Annotated in this window: 22 protein-coding genes; 6 read left to right on the forward strand and 16 right to left on the reverse strand. The window is 45.0% G+C overall.

Going from position 1 to position 21,745, the window contains the following annotated elements; genetic code table 11:
* Positions 1-151 precede the first annotated feature (151 nt).
* The gene (nrdD, locus tag AB4482_RS02945) at positions 152-2,272 is read right to left on the reverse strand and encodes an anaerobic ribonucleoside-triphosphate reductase (protein ID WP_102394372.1); all 2,121 of its coding nucleotides are present in this window, start codon (positions 2,270-2,272) and stop codon (positions 152-154) included.
* Between the two features lie 303 nt (positions 2,273-2,575).
* Here nrdD and AB4482_RS02950 point away from each other — a divergent pair, with 303 nt between their 5' ends.
* The gene (locus AB4482_RS02950) at positions 2,576-3,451 is read left to right on the forward strand and encodes an endonuclease/exonuclease/phosphatase family protein (protein WP_017064569.1); all 876 of its coding nucleotides are present in this window, start codon (positions 2,576-2,578) and stop codon (positions 3,449-3,451) included.
* A gap of 163 nt (positions 3,452-3,614) precedes the next feature.
* Here AB4482_RS02950 and AB4482_RS02955 read toward each other — a convergent pair whose 3' ends face one another.
* From AB4482_RS02955 to AB4482_RS02975, 5 genes are all read right to left on the reverse strand, one after another.
* Positions 3,615-4,046 (reverse strand): DUF6691 family protein, encoded by a 432-nt coding sequence (locus tag AB4482_RS02955; RefSeq protein WP_372180526.1) that lies wholly within the window; start codon positions 4,044-4,046, stop codon positions 3,615-3,617.
* Positions 4,046-4,507, reverse strand: a complete 462-nt coding sequence (locus AB4482_RS02960; RefSeq protein ID WP_010429747.1) for a YeeE/YedE family protein — start codon at positions 4,505-4,507, stop codon at positions 4,046-4,048. Before AB4482_RS02960 ends, AB4482_RS02955 begins: the two co-directional genes overlap by 1 nt.
* Positions 4,508-4,709: 202 nt before the next feature.
* The gene (locus AB4482_RS02965) at positions 4,710-5,942 is read right to left on the reverse strand and encodes a glycosyltransferase (RefSeq protein WP_372180528.1); all 1,233 of its coding nucleotides are present in this window, start codon (positions 5,940-5,942) and stop codon (positions 4,710-4,712) included.
* A gap of 97 nt (positions 5,943-6,039) precedes the next feature.
* Positions 6,040-6,504, reverse strand: coding sequence for a GNAT family N-acetyltransferase (locus tag AB4482_RS02970; RefSeq protein WP_029235379.1), 465 nt, complete (start codon positions 6,502-6,504; stop codon positions 6,040-6,042).
* Positions 6,505-6,526: 22 nt separating this feature from the next.
* A complete protein-coding gene (locus tag AB4482_RS02975; protein WP_102333615.1) occupies positions 6,527-7,624 on the reverse strand; it encodes a ketoacyl-ACP synthase III in 1,098 nt (365 codons plus the stop codon).
* Positions 7,625-7,746: 122 nt separating this feature from the next.
* Between AB4482_RS02975 and trxC the strand changes: the two genes are divergently transcribed.
* Entirely contained in the window at positions 7,747-8,181 is a 435-nt protein-coding gene (gene trxC / locus AB4482_RS02980) for a thioredoxin TrxC (protein ID WP_017060125.1), read from the forward strand.
* A gap of 102 nt (positions 8,182-8,283) precedes the next feature.
* On the opposite strand, the gene AB4482_RS02985 is transcribed toward trxC, so the two are convergent.
* Together AB4482_RS02985 and AB4482_RS02990 are read right to left on the reverse strand one after the other, a co-directional pair.
* The gene (locus tag AB4482_RS02985) at positions 8,284-9,963 is read right to left on the reverse strand and encodes a GMC family oxidoreductase (RefSeq protein ID WP_372131575.1); all 1,680 of its coding nucleotides are present in this window, start codon (positions 9,961-9,963) and stop codon (positions 8,284-8,286) included.
* Positions 9,956-11,539, reverse strand: a complete 1,584-nt coding sequence (locus tag AB4482_RS02990) for a long-chain fatty acid--CoA ligase (protein ID WP_372131577.1) — start codon at positions 11,537-11,539, stop codon at positions 9,956-9,958. Before AB4482_RS02990 ends, AB4482_RS02985 begins: the two co-directional genes overlap by 8 nt.
* Before the next feature lie 369 nt (positions 11,540-11,908).
* On the opposite strand from AB4482_RS02990, the gene AB4482_RS02995 reads away from it, so the two are divergent.
* The gene (locus AB4482_RS02995; protein ID WP_017069105.1) at positions 11,909-12,934 is read left to right on the forward strand and encodes an AraC family transcriptional regulator; all 1,026 of its coding nucleotides are present in this window, start codon (positions 11,909-11,911) and stop codon (positions 12,932-12,934) included.
* 57 nt (positions 12,935-12,991) lie between these two features.
* Here the strand turns inward: AB4482_RS02995 and AB4482_RS03000 are convergent, their stop codons facing one another.
* Positions 12,992-13,231: a hypothetical protein gene (locus tag AB4482_RS03000; protein ID WP_017060129.1), complete on the reverse strand. Its 240-nt coding sequence runs from the start codon at positions 13,229-13,231 to the stop codon at positions 12,992-12,994.
* Between AB4482_RS03000 and AB4482_RS03005 the strand changes: the two genes are divergently transcribed.
* Positions 13,203-14,354, forward strand: a complete 1,152-nt coding sequence (locus AB4482_RS03005; RefSeq protein ID WP_029235229.1) for an MFS transporter — start codon at positions 13,203-13,205, stop codon at positions 14,352-14,354. The genes AB4482_RS03000 and AB4482_RS03005 overlap by 29 nt on opposite strands.
* A 134-nt stretch (positions 14,355-14,488) precedes the next feature.
* Here AB4482_RS03005 and AB4482_RS03010 read toward each other — a convergent pair whose 3' ends face one another.
* Positions 14,489-15,382, reverse strand: coding sequence for an AraC family transcriptional regulator (locus tag AB4482_RS03010; protein WP_017060977.1), 894 nt, complete (start codon positions 15,380-15,382; stop codon positions 14,489-14,491).
* Between the two features lie 50 nt (positions 15,383-15,432).
* Here AB4482_RS03010 and AB4482_RS03015 point away from each other — a divergent pair, with 50 nt between their 5' ends.
* A complete protein-coding gene (locus tag AB4482_RS03015; RefSeq protein WP_372131578.1) occupies positions 15,433-16,830 on the forward strand; it encodes an MATE family efflux transporter in 1,398 nt (465 codons plus the stop codon).
* A 108-nt stretch (positions 16,831-16,938) separates the two neighbouring features.
* Here AB4482_RS03015 and AB4482_RS03020 read toward each other — a convergent pair whose 3' ends face one another.
* Positions 16,939-17,334, reverse strand: coding sequence for a nitrous oxide-stimulated promoter family protein (locus tag AB4482_RS03020; RefSeq protein WP_017060975.1), 396 nt, complete (start codon positions 17,332-17,334; stop codon positions 16,939-16,941).
* A 3-nt stretch (positions 17,335-17,337) separates the two neighbouring features.
* Complete coding sequence (locus AB4482_RS03025) at positions 17,338-17,853, reverse strand: GNAT family N-acetyltransferase (protein WP_136978234.1); 516 nt, start codon at positions 17,851-17,853, stop codon at positions 17,338-17,340.
* A 97-nt stretch (positions 17,854-17,950) separates the two neighbouring features.
* Here AB4482_RS03025 and AB4482_RS03030 point away from each other — a divergent pair, with 97 nt between their 5' ends.
* A complete protein-coding gene (locus tag AB4482_RS03030) occupies positions 17,951-18,160 on the forward strand; it encodes a DUF2986 domain-containing protein (protein WP_017060973.1) in 210 nt (69 codons plus the stop codon).
* A 114-nt stretch (positions 18,161-18,274) separates the two neighbouring features.
* Here the strand turns inward: AB4482_RS03030 and AB4482_RS03035 are convergent, their stop codons facing one another.
* From AB4482_RS03035 to AB4482_RS03050, 4 genes are read right to left on the reverse strand one after another with little or no spacing between them, the layout of a single operon-like run.
* On the reverse strand, positions 18,275-19,198 hold the full coding sequence (locus AB4482_RS03035; protein WP_017062538.1) for an ABC transporter substrate-binding protein: 924 nt from the start codon (positions 19,196-19,198) through the stop codon (positions 18,275-18,277).
* 2 nt (positions 19,199-19,200) lie between these two features.
* On the reverse strand, positions 19,201-20,076 hold the full coding sequence (locus AB4482_RS03040) for a metal ABC transporter permease (protein ID WP_372180530.1): 876 nt from the start codon (positions 20,074-20,076) through the stop codon (positions 19,201-19,203).
* Entirely contained in the window at positions 20,076-20,810 is a 735-nt protein-coding gene (locus tag AB4482_RS03045) for a metal ABC transporter ATP-binding protein (RefSeq protein ID WP_372180532.1), read from the reverse strand. The genes AB4482_RS03040 and AB4482_RS03045 overlap by 1 nt, the downstream gene beginning before the upstream one ends.
* Positions 20,810-21,745 (reverse strand): metal ABC transporter solute-binding protein, Zn/Mn family, encoded by a 936-nt coding sequence (locus AB4482_RS03050; protein ID WP_017069113.1) that lies wholly within the window; start codon positions 21,743-21,745, stop codon positions 20,810-20,812. Before AB4482_RS03050 ends, AB4482_RS03045 begins: the two co-directional genes overlap by 1 nt.

The raw sequence follows: 21,745 nt of genomic DNA on the forward strand, positions 1-21,745 counted from the left end.
CAGTATTGAAAACTCGTGATTACTTAATAGTTTGAGAAGATGTGTTGTAAAAGCTGAAACGAAAGAATTGGTATCGACATAGCGCCGATACCAAACATATTTCTTGAAACGTAGCTCTTCTAAGTAAGCTAGCTAATAATCTTAGAGCTTACTAAAGATGCTTCACTCGGCGTTTAACTTCTTCTTGCTTACCGAAGTTAAATGGTCGTGCATCTGGGCTACCAAGGTAACCACAAACACGGCGTGTTACCGATACTTTGGTTGAGTCGTGGTTGCCACACTTAGGACACGTAAAGCCCTTACTAGTACAGTCAAATTCACCGTTGTAACCACATTCGTAGCACTCATCAATCGGCGTATTTGTACCGTAGTAAGGAACACGTGTGTAGCTGTAGTCCCATACGTTTTCTAGTGCTTCGATGTTCTTCTGCATGTTCGGGAACTCACCGTAACAGATGAAACCACCACTAGAGATTTCAGGATAAGGCATCTCGAAATCGATCTTGTCGTATGGGTTCACTGTCTTCTGCACGTCTAAGTGAAAGCTGTTGGTGTAATAACCACGGTCTGTTACGCCATCAATCACACCAAACTCTTTGGTGTCGATGCTGCAGAAACGACTACATAGGTTTTCACTTGGTGTGCCGTATAGGCTGAATGCATAACCTGTCTCTTTGGTCCAAGATTCTACTTCACGCTTCATGTACTCCACTAGCTCAAGCGCTTTAGCACGCATTTCGCCATCGTCGTACAAGTGAACGTCTGTGCCGTAAAGCGCAGTCATTGCTTCGTGGATACCGATGTAACCAAGAGAAACAGACGCACGGCCGTTCTTGAAGATGTCTGCAATAGAGTCGTCTGCTTTCAAGCGAACGCCACACGCACCTTCCATGTATAGGATTGGAGCAACACGCGCTTTCACGTTTTCTAGACGAGAAATACGAGTTTCTAATGCACGACGAGCCAGCTTGAGTTTATCATCAAGCAGTTCGTAGAACTTAGCCATATCTTGTTTTGCGTTAATCGCAATACGTGGCAAGTTCAAGCTAACAACACCTAAGTTGTTACGGCCTTCGTGAATCAACTCACCATTTTCTTCGTAAGTATTCAAGAAGCTACGACAACCCATAGGAGTTTTAAATGACCCTGTCACTTCTACTACTTTGTCGTAGTTAAGAATGTCTGGGTACATACGCTTAGACGCACACTCTAGCGCTAATTGCTTGATGTCGTAGTTTGGATCTTGCTTCTGGTGGTTCAAACCATCTTTGATCGCAAATACCAGTTTAGGGAACACGGCTGTTTTACGGTTCTTACCCAAACCTGCAATGCGGTTTTTCAAGATTGATTGCTGAATCAATTTCGAGCCCCAGCTTTCACCTAAACCAAAACCAAACGTCACGAATGGTGTTTGACCATTAGCGGTGTGCAGCGTGTTTACTTCGTACTCCAGAGATTGGAACGCGTCGTAACACTCTTTCTCTGTGCGAGAGATAGCAAAAGCTTCTGGGCTATGAATGTCCCACTCTTTCGCTAGCGATAAGTGCTTCTCGTAGCTCGCCATAACGTAAGGTTCAAGAACCTCATCGATGCGGTTAATCGTTGTGCCGCCGTAGATGTGACTCGCCACTTGCGCGATGATCTGCGCGGTTACCGCTGTCGCCGTAGAAATAGACTTAGGTGTGTCGATTTCCGCGTTACCCATCTTGAAGCCATGCGTTAACATGCCTTTCAGATCGATAAGCATGCAGTTAAACATTGGGAAGAACGGTGCGTAGTCTAGATCGTGGTAGTGAATATCACCACATTCGTGAGCATGTACGATATCACGTGGCAAAATGTGAGTTTTCGCATAGTGTTTAGCCACGATACCCGCCAGCAGGTCACGCTGAGTTGGGATTACTTTGCCATCTTTGTTCGCGTTTTCATTGATTAGATCAACGTTGCTTTCTTCGATCAAACCTTCGATCTCACGAGTTAAAGCGCTTTGCTTCTCACGGGCGATGTCGCGGTCATGACGATATTCAATGTAGGCACGAGCCAGAGACTTGTATGGTCCCTGCATTAGCTCGTTCTCGACCATGGTTTGAATTTCAGAGATATGAACTTCATCGTAGTCTTCGAGCTTCAACTCAACTGCTAATGCCACATTCAGTGCATAAATAGCAATTTCCTTATCGGCTTTGTCTGATGCTGCTTCCACTGCAGCTTGGATGCGATCTCTACTGAATGGAGCTCTTGAGCCATCACGCTTGATTACGATTGATTTCACCACTTCTCCTTACTCTTGAGGTATTCACAGACTTATCCACAAACACACTATATAGAGCGATTTATCGTTTAACTAACACTAGATATTGTGGCGTATTTAACGAGAACCACCAACTTTGAGTATTGATTTGGATCAATAAAAAGAGAACGCTGACTAAGATCAATTCAATATTATTACGCTAGTTCTCAAGTCGAAAAGAAACAATGTAACAATAAAAAAACTCCTAAAAAGAGTTGAATTTTTGGTAAGTGTTGTAGGATAACGGCTCATCAATATTGGCAGACAAAATTAGGGATATTTGGCATGAAACGACTTCAAAACTGGATAATGTTAGGCTGCTTACTCAGTAGCCAGACATTTGCTGAACCTTTGACCATATCCAGTTGGAATATCGAATGGTTATCAACCAACGAGGCTGTGAATAAGTTTTCTGACAAACGTGATCAAGCTGATTTCGACAAACTCGCAACTTATTTTCAATCCTTAGACGCAGACGTGGTTGCGTTTCAAGAAGTCGATAACGTAAATGCCATTCAGCGTGTGGCTGGTGATCAATACAAGATATTGATGTCTGACCGGGCGCTATCTAAGAACAGCAACCGCCAATTTAAAGAAGTGAACCAATACACGGGATTTGCAGTTCGTAAAGGAGTAGCCCTCACCGACTACGCTGACTTTCCGCTTGAAACCACATCCAACAGTAAACTTAGGTTTGCCAGCTATATCGTTGTAGAAACAAACTTTAAACCCATTCACATGTTGTCTGTGCATTTAAAGGCAGGTTGTAGCGGAGCGTATAAGTCCAACCGCGATTGCTCTCGTTTAAAAGAGCAAGCTCAGCAACTGAACAAGTGGATAAAGCAAAGAGAGCGCAATAACGAAGACTACGCCATTCTTGGCGACTTTAACCATAACCTCGCTTACTCACGAGATTGGATGTGGAAAGAGTTATCACAATATACTGATGCGCAGTTAGCGACACGAAAGACCCGTGCAGATTGTAAGGTACGCTCTAACCGCAACAATTATCGCACACATCAGTTCCGCTCTGTTATTGATCATATTGTGGTGAGTGAGTCGCTAAATGCTTCTCCTGCAAAGCAGAAGGTATTTGAAACACAAGATGTTCTGGACTACAAACTCAGCGACCACTGTCCAGTTTCAACGACTATTAAATAGTAGATTTTAGATAACAACAGATTGTAGATAACTGAAAATAATAGAAACAGTAAATATAGAAAGAGGCTGACTGACTTTCGTGCTGAAAGCGAGTCAACCTCTATGCTTGGTCAGCTCAGAACGGATAACGTCAAAGCCAATGTAATCAGCTATAAGCTTGCTACTAACACGTTTTGTTCATACGATCCGCCAGCCACATTCCCACCAGCATGCTTATCATAAACACCCACACCGTCGGGTTGCCGCCACTTAGGCTGGTTACCGCAGGGCCTGGGCAAAAGCCTGCAATCCCCCAGCCTAAGCCAAACGCTGTAGATCCAAGAATCAGCTTTCTGTCTATCAACGGATTGTTACGGCTATCTAACGGCTCGCCATTGATGGCTTTAGCGCGCTTTTTAATGACCAGATGATAAAACGGTGCAAAGACCAATAGCGCGCCACCCATGACGAATGCCAAACTAATGTCCCAGTTACCGGTAATGTCTAAGAAGCCGAGTACCTTCTCAGGATCAACCATCCCTGAGATGATCATGCCAGAGCCAAAAAGAATACCTGCGACCAAACCGATAAAGATAGTAAATGAAGCGTTTTTCATTATGCCCCCAAGCCAGTCAGATTCTTGATAAACACGGTTACGATTGCCACACCCATAAATACACAGGTCGCAACAATAGAACGTTTAGATAAACGCGCCATTCCGACAATGCCATGCCCGCTAGTACAACCGTTCGCTGTTTTAGTACCAAAGCCCACCAGAAGGCCAGCAATAATCACTAAAGCGAGATTCATCTCTTCTAACTGCGGAAGTTGGTAGCCCGTCGGAATTAATAGCCAACCACTTGCGACCATTCCCACAACAAAGGCGATACGCCAGTGTTTTTCGGTGTTTGCTGTATCCGCATCTTTACGTTCTTTGTTGCTGGTGCCAGTTGGCAATAATCGGCTGACAATGCCACTAATGCCAGCAACTCGACCAATCCCCAACATTAAAACAATGGCCGACACGCCTAACAACATGCCGCCGAAAAAAGCATCCCAAGGAATCAAACTAAGCACAAACCTCTCCTATCCACAAACATCATAAACTCATGACAACCTATAAATTAGAGTTTACTAATAAATATAAATTAGTCAATGCTAATGTACTGCGAGTATGTGTCGTTTTGTAAGTCTGGAATTAACAAGCGCCCTGCATGAAAAAAGCCCCTAGGCGTTAACCTAAGGGCTTAAGATTTATTCTGTCTTTGGTAAAGAACAGCTATTTGACCTTGTTCTTCTCAGCAATCCATTGCGACATGTACTTAGTGCTCGCCATACTATGGTGCTTAAGCATTGAACCAAAGAAATTATTCAGTCGATGCGCATCAAGCTCAGAACCTAGCGCAATCAATCGCTCAATCAATGTGTCGCCCAGTTTATTCTGCTCGTAGTGCGCTTCAAGGATTGAATGACATCGGCTTTGTGCCTTAAGCCACTTCTCTTCATCTTTATAAAGGGCAACTGCAGCTTCAACAAATTCGTCGATATCATCAGCAACCGCACCTGGCCATTGCAGTTCTCCTTGTGGCAACATGCCTTCGCTGCCGATTTCACTGGTCACGTTCGGAGTCTGTAGCTTCATCGCATCAAGTAACTTGCCTTTAATGCCAGCGCCAAAACGTAATGGCGCAACACAAACACGTGCATCTTCCATCACTTCTTGAGCGTCTTTCGCCCAACCTTTGATATGGAAGCCAGTTTTAGGGTTATGCAAAGCGGTTGCTTTTGGCGGCGGATACGATCCATAAATATGAAGTTCAGTGTCAGGTAACTGTTTACGAATCTTCGGCCAAATCTTCTGTAGCTGAAGTACGGCATCCCAGTTCGGTGCGTGTCTAAAGTTGCCTATCGTCATGAAATGCTTACGTTCTTCAAAGCTTTTCGTGCTTTCAGGAAGCGTATTAAGATCAACCATGAACGGCAGATGATGAAGCAGTTTGGGATCGATATTGAACTCAGATTGAAGCAGTTCCATCTCGTAACTTGAAATGATCAACGAAAGATCACAGCGCAAAATCGCGGCAATTTCACGTTTAGCCAAGTCACTGTACAAGTGTGCTTTGGTCAGATCTGTTTCTTTCTTAACCGCTTCGTGTCGAGCATTACGAAGAAACTGTAAGTCTTCCGTATCCAGTAACTTAAAGGCATTCGGGCATACTTTCTCGACACGCCAACCAAACTGTTCTTCCATCATAAAACGGTCAAACATCACAACATCGGGCTGCAGCTCTTCAATGTAATCGTCAAAGCTATCGCAATTTAACTGTATAGATTGGCTTGTGATGCCCTCTTCAGAGAGATCAATCATGTGCTCGGTTTCTTGAGCGGGTGTTGCAAATTCAACTGACCAACCTTGTCTCTTAAATAGACGTAAAAGAGACATCATATGGCTGCCAGCCGCCGATGAATTCGGTTCTGGCCAAACGTAGCCAATTGCTAAAACTTTCTTCAAAATACTTCCTAAGAAATAACAAAAGGGCCACAGAAGCCCCTAATAAAACGTTAATCGAGTTATGCCGCTGATAATAATGGTTCTAAGAACTCAGCGATCAGATTCGTTCACCTACATTGCGAGCTATCATAAGCACTTCATCGGCTGAGTAAAAGTTTGAAATCGTGGTTTCGACTTGAGCGCCCAATGTCGACTGATAGAGCTTTTGTGCAAAGTTATCTGCTCTGGTGGTCACTAATACATGTTTTAGTGTCGAGCCCTGCTCTGATAGCTTCTGCTTCACTTGAGGCAAAGAGTCTAGAATCAGCTTTTTGCCCAATCCTTGCCCCTGAGCACTCGGTAATACAGCAAGTTGTTCTAGCTCCAAAACAGCTTCAGGCCTAAACCCACTCTTTTGAACCCAAATAATGTAGCCGACAATCTCGCCATCGCTTTCAGCAACAAAGTTAAGAAAGCGTGGCGCAGCATTTAAGTTACATTGTAACCAATTTTTTGAGTTTTGCTGTCGAACAAAAGTAGCTTGGTGAACTAAAGCCGCTCCATCGAGGTCGGCTTCTGTCATAAAACGAACTTGGGCCATGCTGCTACTCATTCTCAGAATTAGGACGCGTTTTACAGTGTAAAATGGCTCTCTCTAGAAGTTCTAATGCCGAGCTATCTGCTTCTGGAAGCTTAGCGTCCGATTGACCTAACGGCTCAACACGGCTACCCCACTTAATATGACCTGCCCCCCAAGTTAAACCGGCACCGAATGCCGCCACAAGAATGTTTGAGTTAGGTTTAACAAAGCCTTGCTCTAACGATTCACACAATGCAATCGGCACAGTCGCAGCCGATGTGTTGCCGTAGTTTTGAATGTTCACAAACGCTTTCTCACGTTCAATGCCCGCCATATCACACAGAGTTTGAATAATTCGGATGTTCGCTTGGTGCGGAATCACAACATCGATGTTTTCAGTTGAGATGCCAGTGCGACTCAATACTGTATGTGCTGCAGCGCCCATTCCTTTCACTGCACGCTTGAAGATCTCTTTACCAACGAAATCAAAATCCCAGTAACCGTTATCAGCAGCAAAGCGGTCCATAGAAGTACCGAATTTTGGTACTGCTAGAATGTCACGGCCCTCTGCGTCACAACCGATTTGAGCTTCTTGTAAACCCACTTGCTCTTCAGTACGTGATAGAACCACAGCGCCAGCGCCATCACCGAATAGAACCGCAGTATCACGCTTGGTCCAGTCGATGAAGAATGAAAGACGCTCTGCACCCACAACGATCGCATTGCGGTAGTTGCCCGCTTGAATCAATCGAGTTGCTGTTTCAACACCGTAGATAAAGCCTGTACACGCTGCATTAAGGTCAAAAGCTGCTGCGCTCTTGATGCCTAAGTTCTGTTGAACTTTAGACGCGGTATTTGGAATAAGAGAGTCTGGACTGCACGTCGCTACGATCACAAGATCGATATCTTCGGCTGTTAAACCAGCACACGCCATTGCATGTTGAGCAGCAACGGTCGCTAGCTCAGAGGTATTTACATGACTGATACGACGATTTTCGATACCAGTTCGAGTACGAATCCACTCGTCAGACGTATCAATGAAAGTGCTTAAATCATCATTGGATAGCACGGCTGGTGGCAGACACTTTCCCCAGCCCGTAATTTCAGCGTAAAATTTTGTCATCATTTACCTGTTTATTGTTTGTTTTTATTTGAGTATCTTATTCTTGTTTTAAACAGTATAAGCGTTCCGTACATGATTCGTAAATCGCGTTAGGCACGGAGACGCAATAAAAAGAGAAAGTTATGTCTACATTCAACACACGTTGCCCTTCTTGCGGTGGCGTAAACCGAGTTCCTTCAGAAAGAATTTCAGAAAGCCCTACTTGTGGTAAGTGCAAAAACGCACTTCTAGACGGTGCACCAATCGAAGGTACGTCACTGAATTTCCAATCAATTTTGAACAGTTCACAGCCTGTCGTTGTCGATTTTTGGGCGACATGGTGCAACCCATGTGTAGGTTTCGCACCTGTGTTCAGCGATGTCGCTAAAGAGCGCGCTGGCGATGTTCGATTTGTTAAAATTGATACCGAAGCTCAACAGCAACTGGCGGCTATGTATCAAATCAGAAGCATCCCAACGGTGATGGTGTTCAAGAACGGTCAACGTGTTGATACGATTAACGGTGCACTGCCAAAAGGTCAATTTGATCAGTGGCTTAATCAAGCACTAACTAAGTAATACTATTGGTTAAGCTATTGATTTAGCATTACTTAATTCTAAGTAAGCACACAAAAATAGGTTAGAGAGTCTTACCAAATCAAGACTATCTAACCTACTGTTTTATTTATGGTTATCACTTAACTTCTTGAATAAAACTACAGCTTCGCCTTTCGCTTGAATATTAGATTCTTGCTTGCCAAACCCGTATTGCTGTTTGATTTGATCTGCGACTTTCTCAGCAATCATAATGGTTGGTGCATTGGTGTTTGCCCCAATCAGTGTCGGCATCACAGAAGCATCAATGACTCTCAAATTATCCAATCCATAAACTTTGAGATCTTTATCTACCACAGCTAAAGAATCGCTACTAGGTCCCATTTTACAGGTCCCGATCGGGTGATACTGAGTGTCTGCACGATTGCGAATATCTTGCTCGATAGCCTTGTCATCACTGGCGTCCACAGGGTAGAAAGCATTGCCTCGGATATCATCAAACGCGGAACTCTCTAACATTTGATACTGCTTCTTCCAGCCCTTAATCATGATCTCCATGTCTTCAGGATGACTGAAAAACGCAGGATCGATCTTAGGCGGATCATAGGGATCATTACTATTGAGCGTTACGGTGCCGTAGCTCTTCGGTCGCAATAAGGTGACATGAGAGGTAAAGCCATGACTGGTATGAATTTTTCTAGCATGGTCATCTACAACAGCGACCACAAATACAAACTCTAAATCCGGTACAGCGATATGATCTTCGGAACAGAGAAAGCCTATTCCCTCTGCAAAATTACTGCTCATTTTACCGCAGCGTTCTTTGTGCCATAGTGGTAAGGCTTTGGTCATTTCAGAGGCCATTTGCAGCGAGATACCAAAAGTTTCACGCTTTTCACTGCATTTATACGAATGTACTAAGTCGATATGATCTTGAAGGTTCTTGCCCACTCCAGGTAATTCATGAACCTGTTCGATTCCATGTGTCTCTAGTTCAGTTTGAGCACCGACACCAGACAGTAACAGCAATTGGGGAGAACCAAACGCGCCAGCGGAAAGAATCACTTCTTTGTTGCATCGTATCTGATAACGCTTTCCGCTAGAACCATATTCAACACCAATCGCCTTCTTGCCTTCAAACAAAACCTTATGTGTGGTGGCTTTAGTCACGACCGTGAGATTTGATCGTGAAAGGTTTGGCGTTAAGTAAGCCTTGGCAGCACTGCATCGTTCACCATTCAGCTGTGTTACCTGCGTCGGCATCGCCCCAAACTGAGCAGCGCCGTTAATATCCTCATTGCGAGGTACACCTATCGATTCACACGCCGTTAAATAACGTTCCAACATAGGGCTTGGCGATCTAAGATTGGCCACATTAAGAGGACCACCTTGGCCATGGAACTCATCTTGGTGGACTTCGTTGTTTTCTGCTTTCTTAAAGTAAGGCAAACAGGATTCATAGTTCCAGCCAGCATTGCCCAGCCTTTCCCATCTATCGTAGTCATAGCGATGTCCACGAGCGTACATCATGGCATTGATAGAGCTAGAACCGCCAAGTGTCTTACCTCTAGGCTGATAGCCTTTACGACCGTTCAAACCCGGCTGTTCAACCGTTTCGAATGCCCAATTATTGAGTTTGGTTGGCATCATCGCCACCACGCCAACGGGTGTGTGAATGAATGGGCTGGTGTCTTTACCACCCGCTTCTAACAAGCAAACCGTCACATCAGGATCTTCCGACAGCCGAGAAGCCATCACACACCCAGCTGAACCACCGCCAACAATAATAAAATCATAACTATCCATTTGCCATCTCCGCTATTTCTAGTGGGTGTAACTCACGCTTCAAGATTTTTCCGGTTGCTGTCATGGGTAAGGCTTTACGAATGAATACCTTACGCGGGTATTTGTAGTCGGCGAGTTGCTCACGACACCATGCTATCAAGGCGGCACTATCACATTGCGTATGTTCGTGAAGAACCACATGCGCGTGGATCTCCTCGCCTAAATGTTCATGATGCTCGCCTACCACCGCGACCATTTCGACATCGGGGTGACACATCAACACTTCTTCGACTTCACGTGGATAAACGTTGTACCCACCACGAATAATCATGTCTTTAACACGGTCAACAATGAACAAATTGCCATGCTCATCGACGCGACCGATATCTCCCGTTAAGAACCAACCATCACGAATAGATTCAGCTGTCGCCTCTGGCCTTTGATAATAGCCTTTCATCACACTTGGGCTTTTAATGCAGACTTCGCCGAGTTCACCCATAGCGACAGAGTTGCCTTGTATATCAGTAATCTTGATGAGGTGGCCACATAAAGGCTGACCGACACTACCCGATAAACGATCGCCATCAATATGATTAAAGGTCGCAACCGGCGCCGTTTCCGAGAGCCCATAACCTTCTAAGACTGGTAATTCAAAACGAGATTCAAACTGCCGTATGACCTCAAGCGGCATAGAAGCACCGCCAGAAACACCTAACCTCAAGCTGTGTTTAACCTGTTCAGAGCGCTCTAATGACTCTTCTCCGGCTCTAAGAAGCCCAATGTACATGGTAGGAACGCCAGCAAAGACACTGACTTTATGGCTAATGATCTGTTCAATAACCAGTGATGGTTCAAAACGAGGAATCAACACCATGGTGGAGCCCGTTAACACACTCGCGTTCATCATCACTGTTTGGCCGAAACTGTGGAACAAAGGAAGCGTGGCCATTGTCGTGTCACTGTATTCCAATCTCATTAAATACTGAGATGCCATCGCATTGGTTTGCATGTTGGTGTGAGAAAGCTCTGCGCCTTTTGGCTGACCTGTTGTGCCAGAGGTATAGAGGATTACTGCGGTATCATCGCCATGACAAGCCACAGACTCAAAAGGAGTAAAAGGTTGTGCCAACCAATCAGCGATTGATTCATGCTCCTCATTACTTTCTAAAGTAGTGTCTGTGTTTGTTGGGATAGGCATCTCGACAAAGTGTTCACAGTGGTTTGCCTGCTCAAAACCTTGTAAACCATAGCGACCAATTGGAAGCTCTTCACTGCCGTCAAAACATAAATAGGCCTTCGCGTTAGAGTCATTAAGGTGATAAGCGATCTCTCTGGCCTTGAATAGCACGTTCAAAGGCACGACTACACAACCCGCTTTTAGAATCCCGTAATAGGCTATCGGAAAGTAAGTCACGTTCGGGCATGACAACGCTACCTTATCTCCGTTCTGCAATCCAAGTCTTTTCAAGTTAGCAGCCACGTTTCCAGAAAGTTGTTCTAACTGAGAAAAACTGATTTCATCCGATCCCATACGCAGAGCGGCTTTAGTTGGAAAAAGCGAAGCGCTACGCTCCAAATTAACAGCAAGATTGTGCATCCATGATCTCCTTGTGCGGCTTAGACCTGTTTGTGACGGTCACCGTAGACGTTCTAATCGTTGTAATAAGTCTCTTTCTTGTCATCACGAGCCTGCACATTGGTGTGTCATGTAGATAAGAGTCGTTATTGAGCAAAATGTTTGAGACGCTCCAATGTGCAGCCCAATAAATTACAACATTTCGATAACATTTCGAACAGGTTTCAAAAAGACAAAAACCGGTGATATTCGGACACAGCCTGCGCTAGCCCAATAAAACCTTGCACACATAAACCAAAATTTGGAACAAGCTTGCGAAAGTGAGAACAAGCAACAGGCGTAAATGTTAAAAGTTCGGTTAAGATATCGATATTCAACAAGAGGCAGCTTATGGAATACACCGCAGTTTACGAACCCGACATGCAAGCATTCGGCATTCTGGATCTTCAGTTGCTGCATCGTTACCTGTCGCCTGTTCTCAGTATCGAAGAGTTGCTCGAAGGCAGTAACATCGATGCTCTCCAACTCAACACACCCGATACACACATCACTTTGGCGCAAAAGCTTGCTGTGTTCAGTAATGCGTTAGCGAATTCCAACGAAGACGGATTGGGGCTTAAAGTTGGCCAACAAGCGAGGTTCAGCGATTTCGGCGTGCTCGGTTATGCGGTGTTTAGCAGCGAAACACTACTCGATGCCTTTTTAATCGGGTTTAAGTATCTGCAACTTGCTGGCCCTGTCCTCAGGAAAACCATGTCTGTAGAAGACAACATTGGTTACTTTCGCGCAGAGCAACTTATCGAACTCGATTCTTTACTGCCCTTTTGTTGTGAATACTGGTTCGCAGCGATACACAGTTTGTGCGAAGAGGTCTTACAGCAGCCCTTTCCTTCTCAAGTGATCCGCTTCCCCTATCCAAAACCTGAATACGGCGATCTATACACAGAGATTTTCCGCTGCCCGGTTGAATTCAATAGTGACCGGCTTGAATGGGAGTTCGACGCAACCACCTTGTATTCATCTCTTCCTACCGCCAACCCCATCACTTTACAGATGTGCTTAAAATCGTGTGATGACATGTTGGCAAAAGTCAGTGCACCCAGTAGCCTCAAAGAGAAAGTCTCTCAGATGCTGATTGAAAGGCCAGGATGTTACCCTTCTATAGAATCCATTTCTTCAGAACTGGGCATGTCTTCTCGAACTCTGCGTCGTCACCTGAAAGCAGCGGATACGAGCTATCAGAAGATACTGGACCATGTTCGCTTTCACCTTTCCCGGCACTACCTTTCTTCAACTCGAATGAGTATTGAAGAGATATCTGAACGAGTTGGCTTTTCTGATAGCGCTAACTTTCGTCATGCCTTTCGTAAGTGGAGTGGTAACTCGCCACGTCAATACCGTAAAGAAACTGTCTAACACTTAAAATCCCACTCAATCCAAATCATAAAAAGACAATCACGCTGCAATCTTTTTCTAAATTAAACCACCAATGAACAACGGCTTAACGACTTTTTGCCCGCATAAAATCTCGCCAAACCACCAAATATCGCAACCGTATTTTAGTTTAGTTGGTCGATAAATTTCCTTTATCTTAACGACCATTTTTATTTGTTTTACCCAATTCAGTTTCTCCCCCATAGTCGCGGAAAATTCATCGTTTCTTTTACTATCAGAGGCTCCTGCATTGGACAACATCCAACCAACAACTCGCATAACTGTTCCTGTTATTGCATTGTCTTTTTACGCGATCGCTTCAGGCTACTTAATGAGTTCATTACCATTAATGCTGTCTGAGTATGGCTTAGACAAAGATCTATCGAGTTGGTTGGCGAGTGCATTCTATGCAGGTCTACTGGCTGGTACATTATTGATTGAACGTGCCATTGCGCGTGTTGGCCACAAAGATGCGTTCGTCATCGCATTGAGTGTGTTCATCGCAACGATCCTTGTATTGCCATTGATCCCACACCAAGCAGTATGGCTACTAGCTCGCTTTGTGGCTGGTGTGGCGGTTGCAGGTATCTTCGTGATTGTAGAGTCTTGGCTAATGAGCGGCGACGAGTCACAACGCGCAAAACGTCTCGCTATCTACATGTGTTCACTGTACGGCGGTTCTGCAGTTGGTCAGCTTGGTATCGGTTACCTAGGTATTACTGGTGGCGTACCTTTCATCGCAATGTTCACCCTTCTGTTTGGTGCGATCATTGTGCTGATGTACGGACAAGCAACTCCACCACAGATCCACGATGCGCAATCTTTGTCTTTAAAGCAGATCAGCAAATTAAGCCACAGCGCGCTAATTGGCTGCATTGTTTCCGGATTAACGCTAGGTGCGATTTACGGCTTGATGCCAGTTGAACTTGCTCAACGTAACATTGCACACGAAGACATTGGTGGTTTGATGGCTTTGGTTATCATGGGTGGTATGGCTGTACAGCCGATGGTGACTTGGTTATCTCACCACGTAGGACAAGTGTTATTAATGGCTTTGTTCTGCCTGCTAGGGGTTGCAAGCATTGGTGTGCTGACTATCAATCACGATTTCTACGTACTAGGCATGAGCTTGTTCGTATTAGGCATGGCCACATTTGCGCTATACCCAATCGCGATTAACTTAGGTTGCCGTAACCTTGACCCAAGCTACTTGGTGTCAGTGACTCAAATCATGCTACTTTGCTACAGCATCGGTTCTGTTGCGGGACCAATCGTTGCAGACAGCTTTATGGATTCACAAGCAGGATTGTTCACTTACCTATTCGCGTCTCTACTTGCTACAACGATCTACATGTTGATTGCTAGCCTAAAGCGCTCTCACCTACAGATTGCAGGCGAGTAAGCTTAAATAGACAGACACTAGATGCGTGTCATTAGGGCTCCGAGTTCAGACTTTATGTCTAAGCGAAGGGCCCTTTTCAACTCATGCCTATATGTAACCTTCTTCTCCCACACTTCTCATTTCATCGTGCAAGGCTAACCAAGAAGTCGATGGCTCTTTCGATATTGACTGGGTGACAAACCGAAATGCTTTTTGAAACGATGCGAAAAGTTATAAGGATCTTTGTAGCCTAAGCGATTAGCAATCATAGAAACTGACCAATCTTGATATTTCAGTAGACTGGTGGCTTTGTCCATACGTAATTGAATCAATTTACTGCGTGGTGAGAGGTTGAATAGCGTCTTGGTGACTCTATTGAGTTGCTCTTCACTGATGAACACTCTTTCAGCCATCCCTGCCACTGTCCATGGCTGATGCAGACTACTTTCAATTTCGTTATAGAGCGCTTGAACACGTGCAGTGGTGCTGGTCGACTTAGGCTCAAACCCCGTCAATGTTCGGATAATTTCACTCAAGAGTAACTTACGGTAACTGGCTCTACCGCCTATCTCAAAGTAAACCAAGTTCATTAATGACCAGATCTGCTCACACTCTCCAAAAGGCACAATCCCCTGTCCTAAACTTGCTATGTGCTGCCATTGCTTGGTGTCAGGCGTCAGCATCCACGCCATTTTCCAATAATTATATTGAGGATCGAGTTCAAAACGAAATGGGGTTTCAGCAGGAAGCACCACGAGTGTATAAGGTGTAATCGCTTGGACCGATGTTGCGGTTGTTAGAATGCCGCCACCTTCCATAGTGAAAATCAACGTATGAACATTAACGGATTCGCGCTCAACCCAGTAGCCATCATATAGCTTCGCCATGCCGCCCATATAGACACCAAAGCTTTTCATCTCTGGAATATCTTCAACGGTCAAAAAACGTTCTTTGCACTGTTCAGCGAGAAAAACATCATCATGCCAAGTTGATTTTGGTCTCATTGAATCAATGACGGATTCGCACAGGTTTTGTTGTTTTTTAAACATGTTGTTACTTCGCTCAAATCACTATAGTTCTGCCATAAATCGGAGAGCTTATGACAACTAACATCAACCCTAACTCATCTATGAATAACAAGCCAGAGAGCATCTTACCTCGTATCGTTAAACTGGGTTTACCTGTTGCTTTACAAAGTGCGCTTGTCGCTATTCTTGCCCTTGCTGACGTATTAATGGTCAGTGATTATGGTATGGAAGCAGCTGCGGCTGTGGGAATTGCATCAAAATGGCACTTCGTTGCTATTATGATTATGGCAGGGTTGGCCTCAGCAAACGGAACATTAGTCGCTCAATACTGGGGAAAGAACGACCGAAAAAGCGCGCGAACGGTATCATCTATCGCAATGGTGTTTGGCTTAAAAGTTCTGCTGCCTGTTACTGCAATCATCACTCTTGGTTCTCAGTTTTTAATGATGTTGCAGACCAGCGATCAAACCGTGATTGAACTTGGCGCGACTTACCTGTGGTATGGATTCCCTGTCCTTCTTCTGACTCACATTGTGGTCGTGGTAGAAGCAAGCATGCGCTCATCAGGTGACACCGTAACACCACTATTGCTTGGTGCGGTCACGATTGCCCTCAACATCGCACTTAACTTCGTACTCATTAAAGGTGCCTTCGGTATTCCAGCGATGGGCGTTGCAGGTGCGGCATTGGCAACCACTTTAGCGCGCTTGATTCAAGTGGGTTTGATGTATGGCTATATGCGCATGCGTAAACACTGGTTGTTAACCACGCCTAGCTCACCACATCGTCCGTCATTATGGCTATCTTACCGTCGTATTGCTTTGCCACTAACGATGAATGCCGTGTTATGGGCAATGGGTACTATGGCATACCAAATGATCTTCGGTCACATGGGCACAACGGAACTTGCTGTGTTCTCTATGCTCGCGCCTTTTGAGTCGCTGTGTTACTCGATATTCTTTGGTATTTCTGTAGCGTGTTCCGTGTTGGTTGGTCACTCACTCGGTCGTGATGAGTTTGATGACGCTATGAGTATGGGTCTGACGTTCATCAAAGCCGTGGTTGGTTTTGGTGCGGTTGTAGGCTTGCTATTGTTTATGGGTAAAGAGCACGTTCTGTCATGGCTAAACCTGACCAAAGACGCTTTATACCCGCTTGCTTCACCTGCGATGATGATCATGTGCTTTGCGGTCGTGATTCGCATGCTCAACATGGTGATCATTAACGGTATTATTCGTGCTGGTGGTGATAATGCGTTCTGCCTTCGCATGGATTTCATCGCGATGTGGATGGTGGGCATTCCTGTATGTGTTTACGGCGCGTTTGTCGCTGAATGGGACTTTAAATACATCTATGGTCTAATGTTGGTAGAAGAAGTCGTGAAATTGACCATCTGTTCACACCGTTACTTGAGCCGACGCTGGATCAACAACCTAACGGTGACCTACGAAGAGCCTCAAGCGGCGTAAGTTTCAGTTACCTGGCTATATTCAAACTTAGATAAAACGTATCTACATAAAAAAGGTCTGAGAAATCAGACCTTTTGCATTTCTTTAGAAATTACTTTAAAGCGCCACTTACTTCTTGTTCATTCGGATATGGCGGTTCGACACATTCGGCAACGGCTTTTCAGGCACTTTCCGTTTCTCATGAATCAGATGTCGAATCGCTAATATCGGATGCTTAAGTAGCATTCTTGGCCCGGCATAGCGCATCACCAATCGCATTTGCTCTTTCGGGTCTGGTTTATAGCAATGAATCGGACACTTATTACAGGTCGGTTTTGCTTCGCCATAAGGACATCTATCCAGTCGTGTTTCGGCGTAACGCAACAGTTGCTCACACTCCTCACATAACGCGTTATTCTGACGAACTTCACCGTGGTGATCTTTGCAATAGATGTGCACCATCGCAATAACGGTTTTGTACTCCGTTGCGAGCTCACCTTGTAGAATATTGTTATGTTGGAACATGTTTTAATTACCTAATGAGAAACCGTACAGGTTGAGATTAACGCTTTCGCTTATCACATCTTCAACTCGCTCGAACACAAAGCCTAACTTAGTCAGTAGTGTGATACTTCGAATGTTATCAGAGGTAGTGATGGCAACTAAATGATCGATATCAGCATTCTGCTTAGCTTGTTCAATTATCGCCTCCGCGGCTTCTTGGGCAAAGCCTTGACCATAAAACTCAGGAGCAAACCCGTAGCCAATATCATGCGACGCTAAGGTGTCTCTTTTTATTAATCCGCAGATACCAATTGGCGTTGAAGTTTCTTTGATTTCAACCATCAACAAACAGACACCCTTCTCTTCATGCATCTTAAGAATGTTGTTTTCAATGTACTCGACAGCCTTTTCAGTGTTGTTGATTTCCTTATCACCAATGTAACGCAGGAAATCTTCTGAGCTGTATAGTCGTTGAATAAACGCCGCATCTTGAGGTGTGATCATTCTTAATCTTAAACGTTCGGTCTCGACTGACTGCATAGTGATATTTTCCTTGCTGAATACCATGTAAATATTGAGTTCTAGAGCTAAAATGATTATCCTCCTCCGCCTAAACTAAATACAAGGCTATGCAGCAATGAACCGTAAGAAAAAAATCAATCAAATTCTAAAAAAGAAGCAGAAACAGGCGAATTCTAAACTGCATAGTAGCAACAAGCCTCGCTACATCTCTAAAGCTGACCGTGCAAAAATGGAAGCTGAAGAACAAGCGAAAGCAGCTCAAGAGCAAGCTGAAGGTTCAGTAGAAGCAACTGTTGAAGCTGAAGAGACAAAAGCTGCAGAGTAAGTTTATACTCGCAGTCCTCTTGTCTGACACTCTTTTCAGAGCCAACAGACAAGAACAAAAAAGCAGCCTCAAATTGGGCTGCTTTTTTGATCCTACCATTTTTAATCGCGCTGGTTAGCCTTTGAATGGCTGCACTTCCCAACGGGCAAACGGTGCTTTTGCGTTGATTCCCGCTCTGCCCCAACGATCAACAGAATCCACTACCAAGATACGCTCATTCGGTACCAATGATTTAATCAAGTTGCTTGGCTTTTTCGCTGTAACTAACCATAGAGCATCATCTTCCGAAAACATCTCTTTAAGCTTGGCTTTGTCCTGCTCTGTCCATTCCAGTTCAGCTTTGAACATGCGTTCTTCAACAAACAGTTGGCTGCCAGAGGCGAAATCTTCCAAGCTTTCTGAAAGCAACAATACTGAATCTACGTCATTGTCGAGCAATACTGCTTGCTGCTTGTTGATCAGTTCACGAACATCCAACATCACACGTTGTAAGTTGCTATCAATCGTTTCAGCTTGCGCAGGCCACAACAACTTAAAGTCGTCAGCCACAATCGCCGCCATACGTGTTAAGTTGGTCGGGTTTAACCATGCGTATTTAGACACATCACCATTCGACAATGTAAGCGCAGCAACGCCTTGTGCACGCGGTGTAATCGCTTGAGCGGCATCAACCTCAACTAAACGGATATTGCTTTGTCTTGCGTATACAAACGTAGGGTCGGCTTGCCAGATCGATGACAACGTTACCGCAACGGTCGCCTTTTCACCCGATTGAAGCACTTTACTCGCACCCTTGGTACCAAACCAATTCGGCAGACGGTCAATACCGTAGCGCTTAGGTGGTAGATATTCGGTCGTAATGTCCGTGCCTTTGGTTAGCTCTGTCGCCAATGCATAAGTCACAGGTGTACTGGTTAGGATGTCTTCTGCATTCACGTTCAGTGACATCACAGAACCAGCCATTAATACACTACCAAGTACACTCACTTGAGCCGTTGCTTTTACTGAGCTAGCGATACGATTCATTAAACAAGTCATGATTACGCCTTTCTTACAATTCGGTATAGCGTTGCTGCTAGGAAAAACGTTGCAGAAACGATGATGATTGAAGCGCCCGAAGGTACTGGTAGTTTCAATTCCATAGGTAAGACGGTTCCAACTAAACACGCGACTGTTGCCAGTAATGCCGACAGCAATACAAAGCTGCCCATGCGTTTAGTTAGCAAGCGAGCTGTCGCACCTGGGATCAGCAATAATGCACCAACCAGAACAGCACCTACGATCTTCACCGCTGCAATCGTCACTAAGGTGATCATCATGACAAACAAGTAGTCGTAGAAACTGGTGTTATAACCACGAACCTTGGCAATATCAGGGCTGATACAGGTTAGAAGAATACGGTTGAACGTCGGTATCAAGAGCAAAATAATGATCGCGCAGCTGCCTGCGAGAATCGCTAAGTCTTGGTCTGTTACCGTCAAAATCGAACCAAATAGTACGTTCTCAAGCATGTGGATGTTGATCTTACGCGCCACGTACATCAGCAATGCCGCACCCACTGCCAGTGCTAAAGCAAGGAAAACGCCAACTAAAGTATCGTATGGCACATTGGTTCTGTTTCTTACAAAGTGAAGAAGCAGCGCGAAGATCATACAGAAGCTAAACAGACCAATAATTGGGTTTTCTGGTGGCTCGCCAAGCAACACACCTATAGCGATACCGGTTAATGCCGCGTGGCCTACCGCTTCAGAGAAGAAAGCCAAACGCTTAGCAATCACCAAAGTACCCAGGCCACCTAGTAACGGGCCCAGTAACAATGCAGCAACCAGTGCATTGACCATGAACGCATACATGAAGCTGTCATATAACCAACCCGCTTCAACACCACTTACGGCAAATTGTCGTAGCCAATCCATTACGCAACCTCCTTCGGTTTGTTCATCGCAGCACCACTGCTGTAATGCTGGAATAAGCTTTCAATCTTACTTGGATGTAGTACCTGTTCGTGTGGACCACTATCAACCAAGAATCGATTCACAACATGTACATTGGCTTCAAGGCGACGTACTGCGGTTACATCGTGGTGAACCGCAAGGATCGTGCGACCCTCGTCAACACATTCACGAATCAGCGATTCAAGATAACGAACGCCCTGTTCATCCATACCGGTCGTTGGTTCATCCAACACCAATAGACTTGGGTTATCCAATAGCGCTTGAGCAAACAACACACGTTGCTGCTCACCACCCGACAACTGTCCCATACGGCGATCGCTACGTGTCGCCATACCCACTCGATCCAATTGCGCGAGTGCAAGATCCAATTGCTTAGACTTACGACGCCAAAATAGCGGAATTCGAGTTTGGTTAAGCAACACGAAATCCATGACCGTCAAAGGCAAGCTCGATTCGAAGGTCGCTTTTTGAGGTACGTAACCAATACTCTGCTTTTCTGGCCAATGAATATTGATTTGCCCAGAGAAAGGCGTCAAACCAAGAACAGAGCGTAGCAGAGAGGTTTTACCACCGCCGTTTGGCCCCATGATTACATGACACTGACCCGCTTTAAGTTCTAGTGAGATATCGTCAAGAATGACGTTGTTGTCGTATTGCAGACCGAGGTGATTGATTGAAATCGATGGACCTAACATTATGCGTTCCCGCTTTTAGCTTGGTTCGCCGCCGCAAATTTCATAGCTTCGATTAACGTCTCGAGGTTCTTCTTCATCTCAACTTCGACTTTATCGTCTGCATATTCGCCGTGCGTCATGTGAGAAAAACGGTAAAGCTGAACACCTGTTTCCGCTTCAATGGTGTCAACAAAGCGATTTGGCATGTTGAGCTCATAGAACAAAACATCAATGCCCGAAGCGCGGATCTTTTCGATCGTATCTTGCAGTTGGCTCGCACTTGGCTCAACACCGTGTGCTGGCTCAATCACCGCCGCCACATCTACACCAAACTCTTGCAGAATGTACCCATACGCATTGTGCGTGGTCGCCACCTTCATACCTGAAGTATCTAACTCACCTAATGACAACATCGCATCGCGCTTCATAAAGCGAAATTGCTTTGCGTATTTACGTGCATTCTTACGATAAAAAGCCGCGTTGTCAGGGTCGAGCTTAGAGACCTCACTCGCGATGGTGTAAACCTTTTGAATTGTTGTCGAAAGCCCAACAAAGGTATGTGGGTTAACGGCACCTTGACCAACAGACTGACCAAGAGCAGGAAGTAGAGGCACTTCTTTGTTTGCTTCGATCACGACTAGGTCATCACGTTGCGCGGCTGAAATCACTTTAAGCGCGAAGTCATCGTGACCAATACCGTTTACCACGATGGCGTCCATCTGGCTCAATCTCTTCAAGTCGTTCGGTTGTGGCAAGTAGTTATGCGGATTAAAGCCGGCATCAACCAAAGGAAGGATGTTCACTTTGTCGCCTACTACTGCTTTTACGTAGCTGTAGTAAGGTTGAAGCGTGATACCAATCGTCAGCTTGTTGCTGTCGATCTTATATTCTTTTGCCAATGCATTGGGTGCCATGAACACCGCTAATAACGACATGAACAGAGTCATAATTCGCAT

The organism is Vibrio sp. 10N.222.55.C7 (assembly GCF_041473335.1).
Classification (GTDB): domain Bacteria; phylum Pseudomonadota; class Gammaproteobacteria; order Enterobacterales; family Vibrionaceae; genus Vibrio; species Vibrio crassostreae_C.

Bases quoted from the DNA above. Each gene is read 5' to 3' on its own strand.
- trxC (WP_017060125.1), top strand. From the start codon at position 7,747: ATGTCTACATTCAACACACGTTGCCCTTCTTGCGGTGGCGTAAACCGA.
- AB4482_RS03020 (WP_017060975.1), bottom strand. From the start codon at position 17,334: ATGTTCCAACATAACAATATTCTACAAGGTGAGCTCGCAACGGAGTAC.
- AB4482_RS03045 (WP_372180532.1), bottom strand. From the start codon at position 20,810: ATGTTAGGTCCATCGATTTCAATCAATCACCTCGGTCTGCAATACGAC.
- AB4482_RS02950 (WP_017064569.1), top strand. From the start codon at position 2,576: ATGAAACGACTTCAAAACTGGATAATGTTAGGCTGCTTACTCAGTAGC.
- AB4482_RS02955 (WP_372180526.1), bottom strand. From the start codon at position 4,046: ATGAAAAACGCTTCATTTACTATCTTTATCGGTTTGGTCGCAGGTATT.
- AB4482_RS03010 (WP_017060977.1), bottom strand. From the start codon at position 15,382: ATGTTTAAAAAACAACAAAACCTGTGCGAATCCGTCATTGATTCAATG.
- AB4482_RS02970 (WP_029235379.1), bottom strand. From the start codon at position 6,504: ATGACAGAAGCCGACCTCGATGGAGCGGCTTTAGTTCACCAAGCTACT.
- AB4482_RS03040 (WP_372180530.1), bottom strand. From the start codon at position 20,076: ATGGATTGGCTACGACAATTTGCCGTAAGTGGTGTTGAAGCGGGTTGG.
- AB4482_RS03025 (WP_136978234.1), bottom strand. From the start codon at position 17,853: ATGCAGTCAGTCGAGACCGAACGTTTAAGATTAAGAATGATCACACCT.
- AB4482_RS03035 (WP_017062538.1), bottom strand. From the start codon at position 19,198: ATGACTTGTTTAATGAATCGTATCGCTAGCTCAGTAAAAGCAACGGCT.
- AB4482_RS03015 (WP_372131578.1), top strand. From the start codon at position 15,433: ATGACAACTAACATCAACCCTAACTCATCTATGAATAACAAGCCAGAG.
- AB4482_RS03030 (WP_017060973.1), top strand. From the start codon at position 17,951: ATGAACCGTAAGAAAAAAATCAATCAAATTCTAAAAAAGAAGCAGAAA.
- AB4482_RS03050 (WP_017069113.1), bottom strand. From the start codon at position 21,745: ATGCGAATTATGACTCTGTTCATGTCGTTATTAGCGGTGTTCATGGCA.
- AB4482_RS02985 (WP_372131575.1), bottom strand. From the start codon at position 9,963: ATGGATAGTTATGATTTTATTATTGTTGGCGGTGGTTCAGCTGGGTGT.
- AB4482_RS03000 (WP_017060129.1), bottom strand. From the start codon at position 13,231: ATGCGAGTTGTTGGTTGGATGTTGTCCAATGCAGGAGCCTCTGATAGT.
- AB4482_RS02995 (WP_017069105.1), top strand. From the start codon at position 11,909: ATGGAATACACCGCAGTTTACGAACCCGACATGCAAGCATTCGGCATT.
- AB4482_RS02975 (WP_102333615.1), bottom strand. From the start codon at position 7,624: ATGACAAAATTTTACGCTGAAATTACGGGCTGGGGAAAGTGTCTGCCA.
- AB4482_RS02990 (WP_372131577.1), bottom strand. From the start codon at position 11,539: ATGCACAATCTTGCTGTTAATTTGGAGCGTAGCGCTTCGCTTTTTCCA.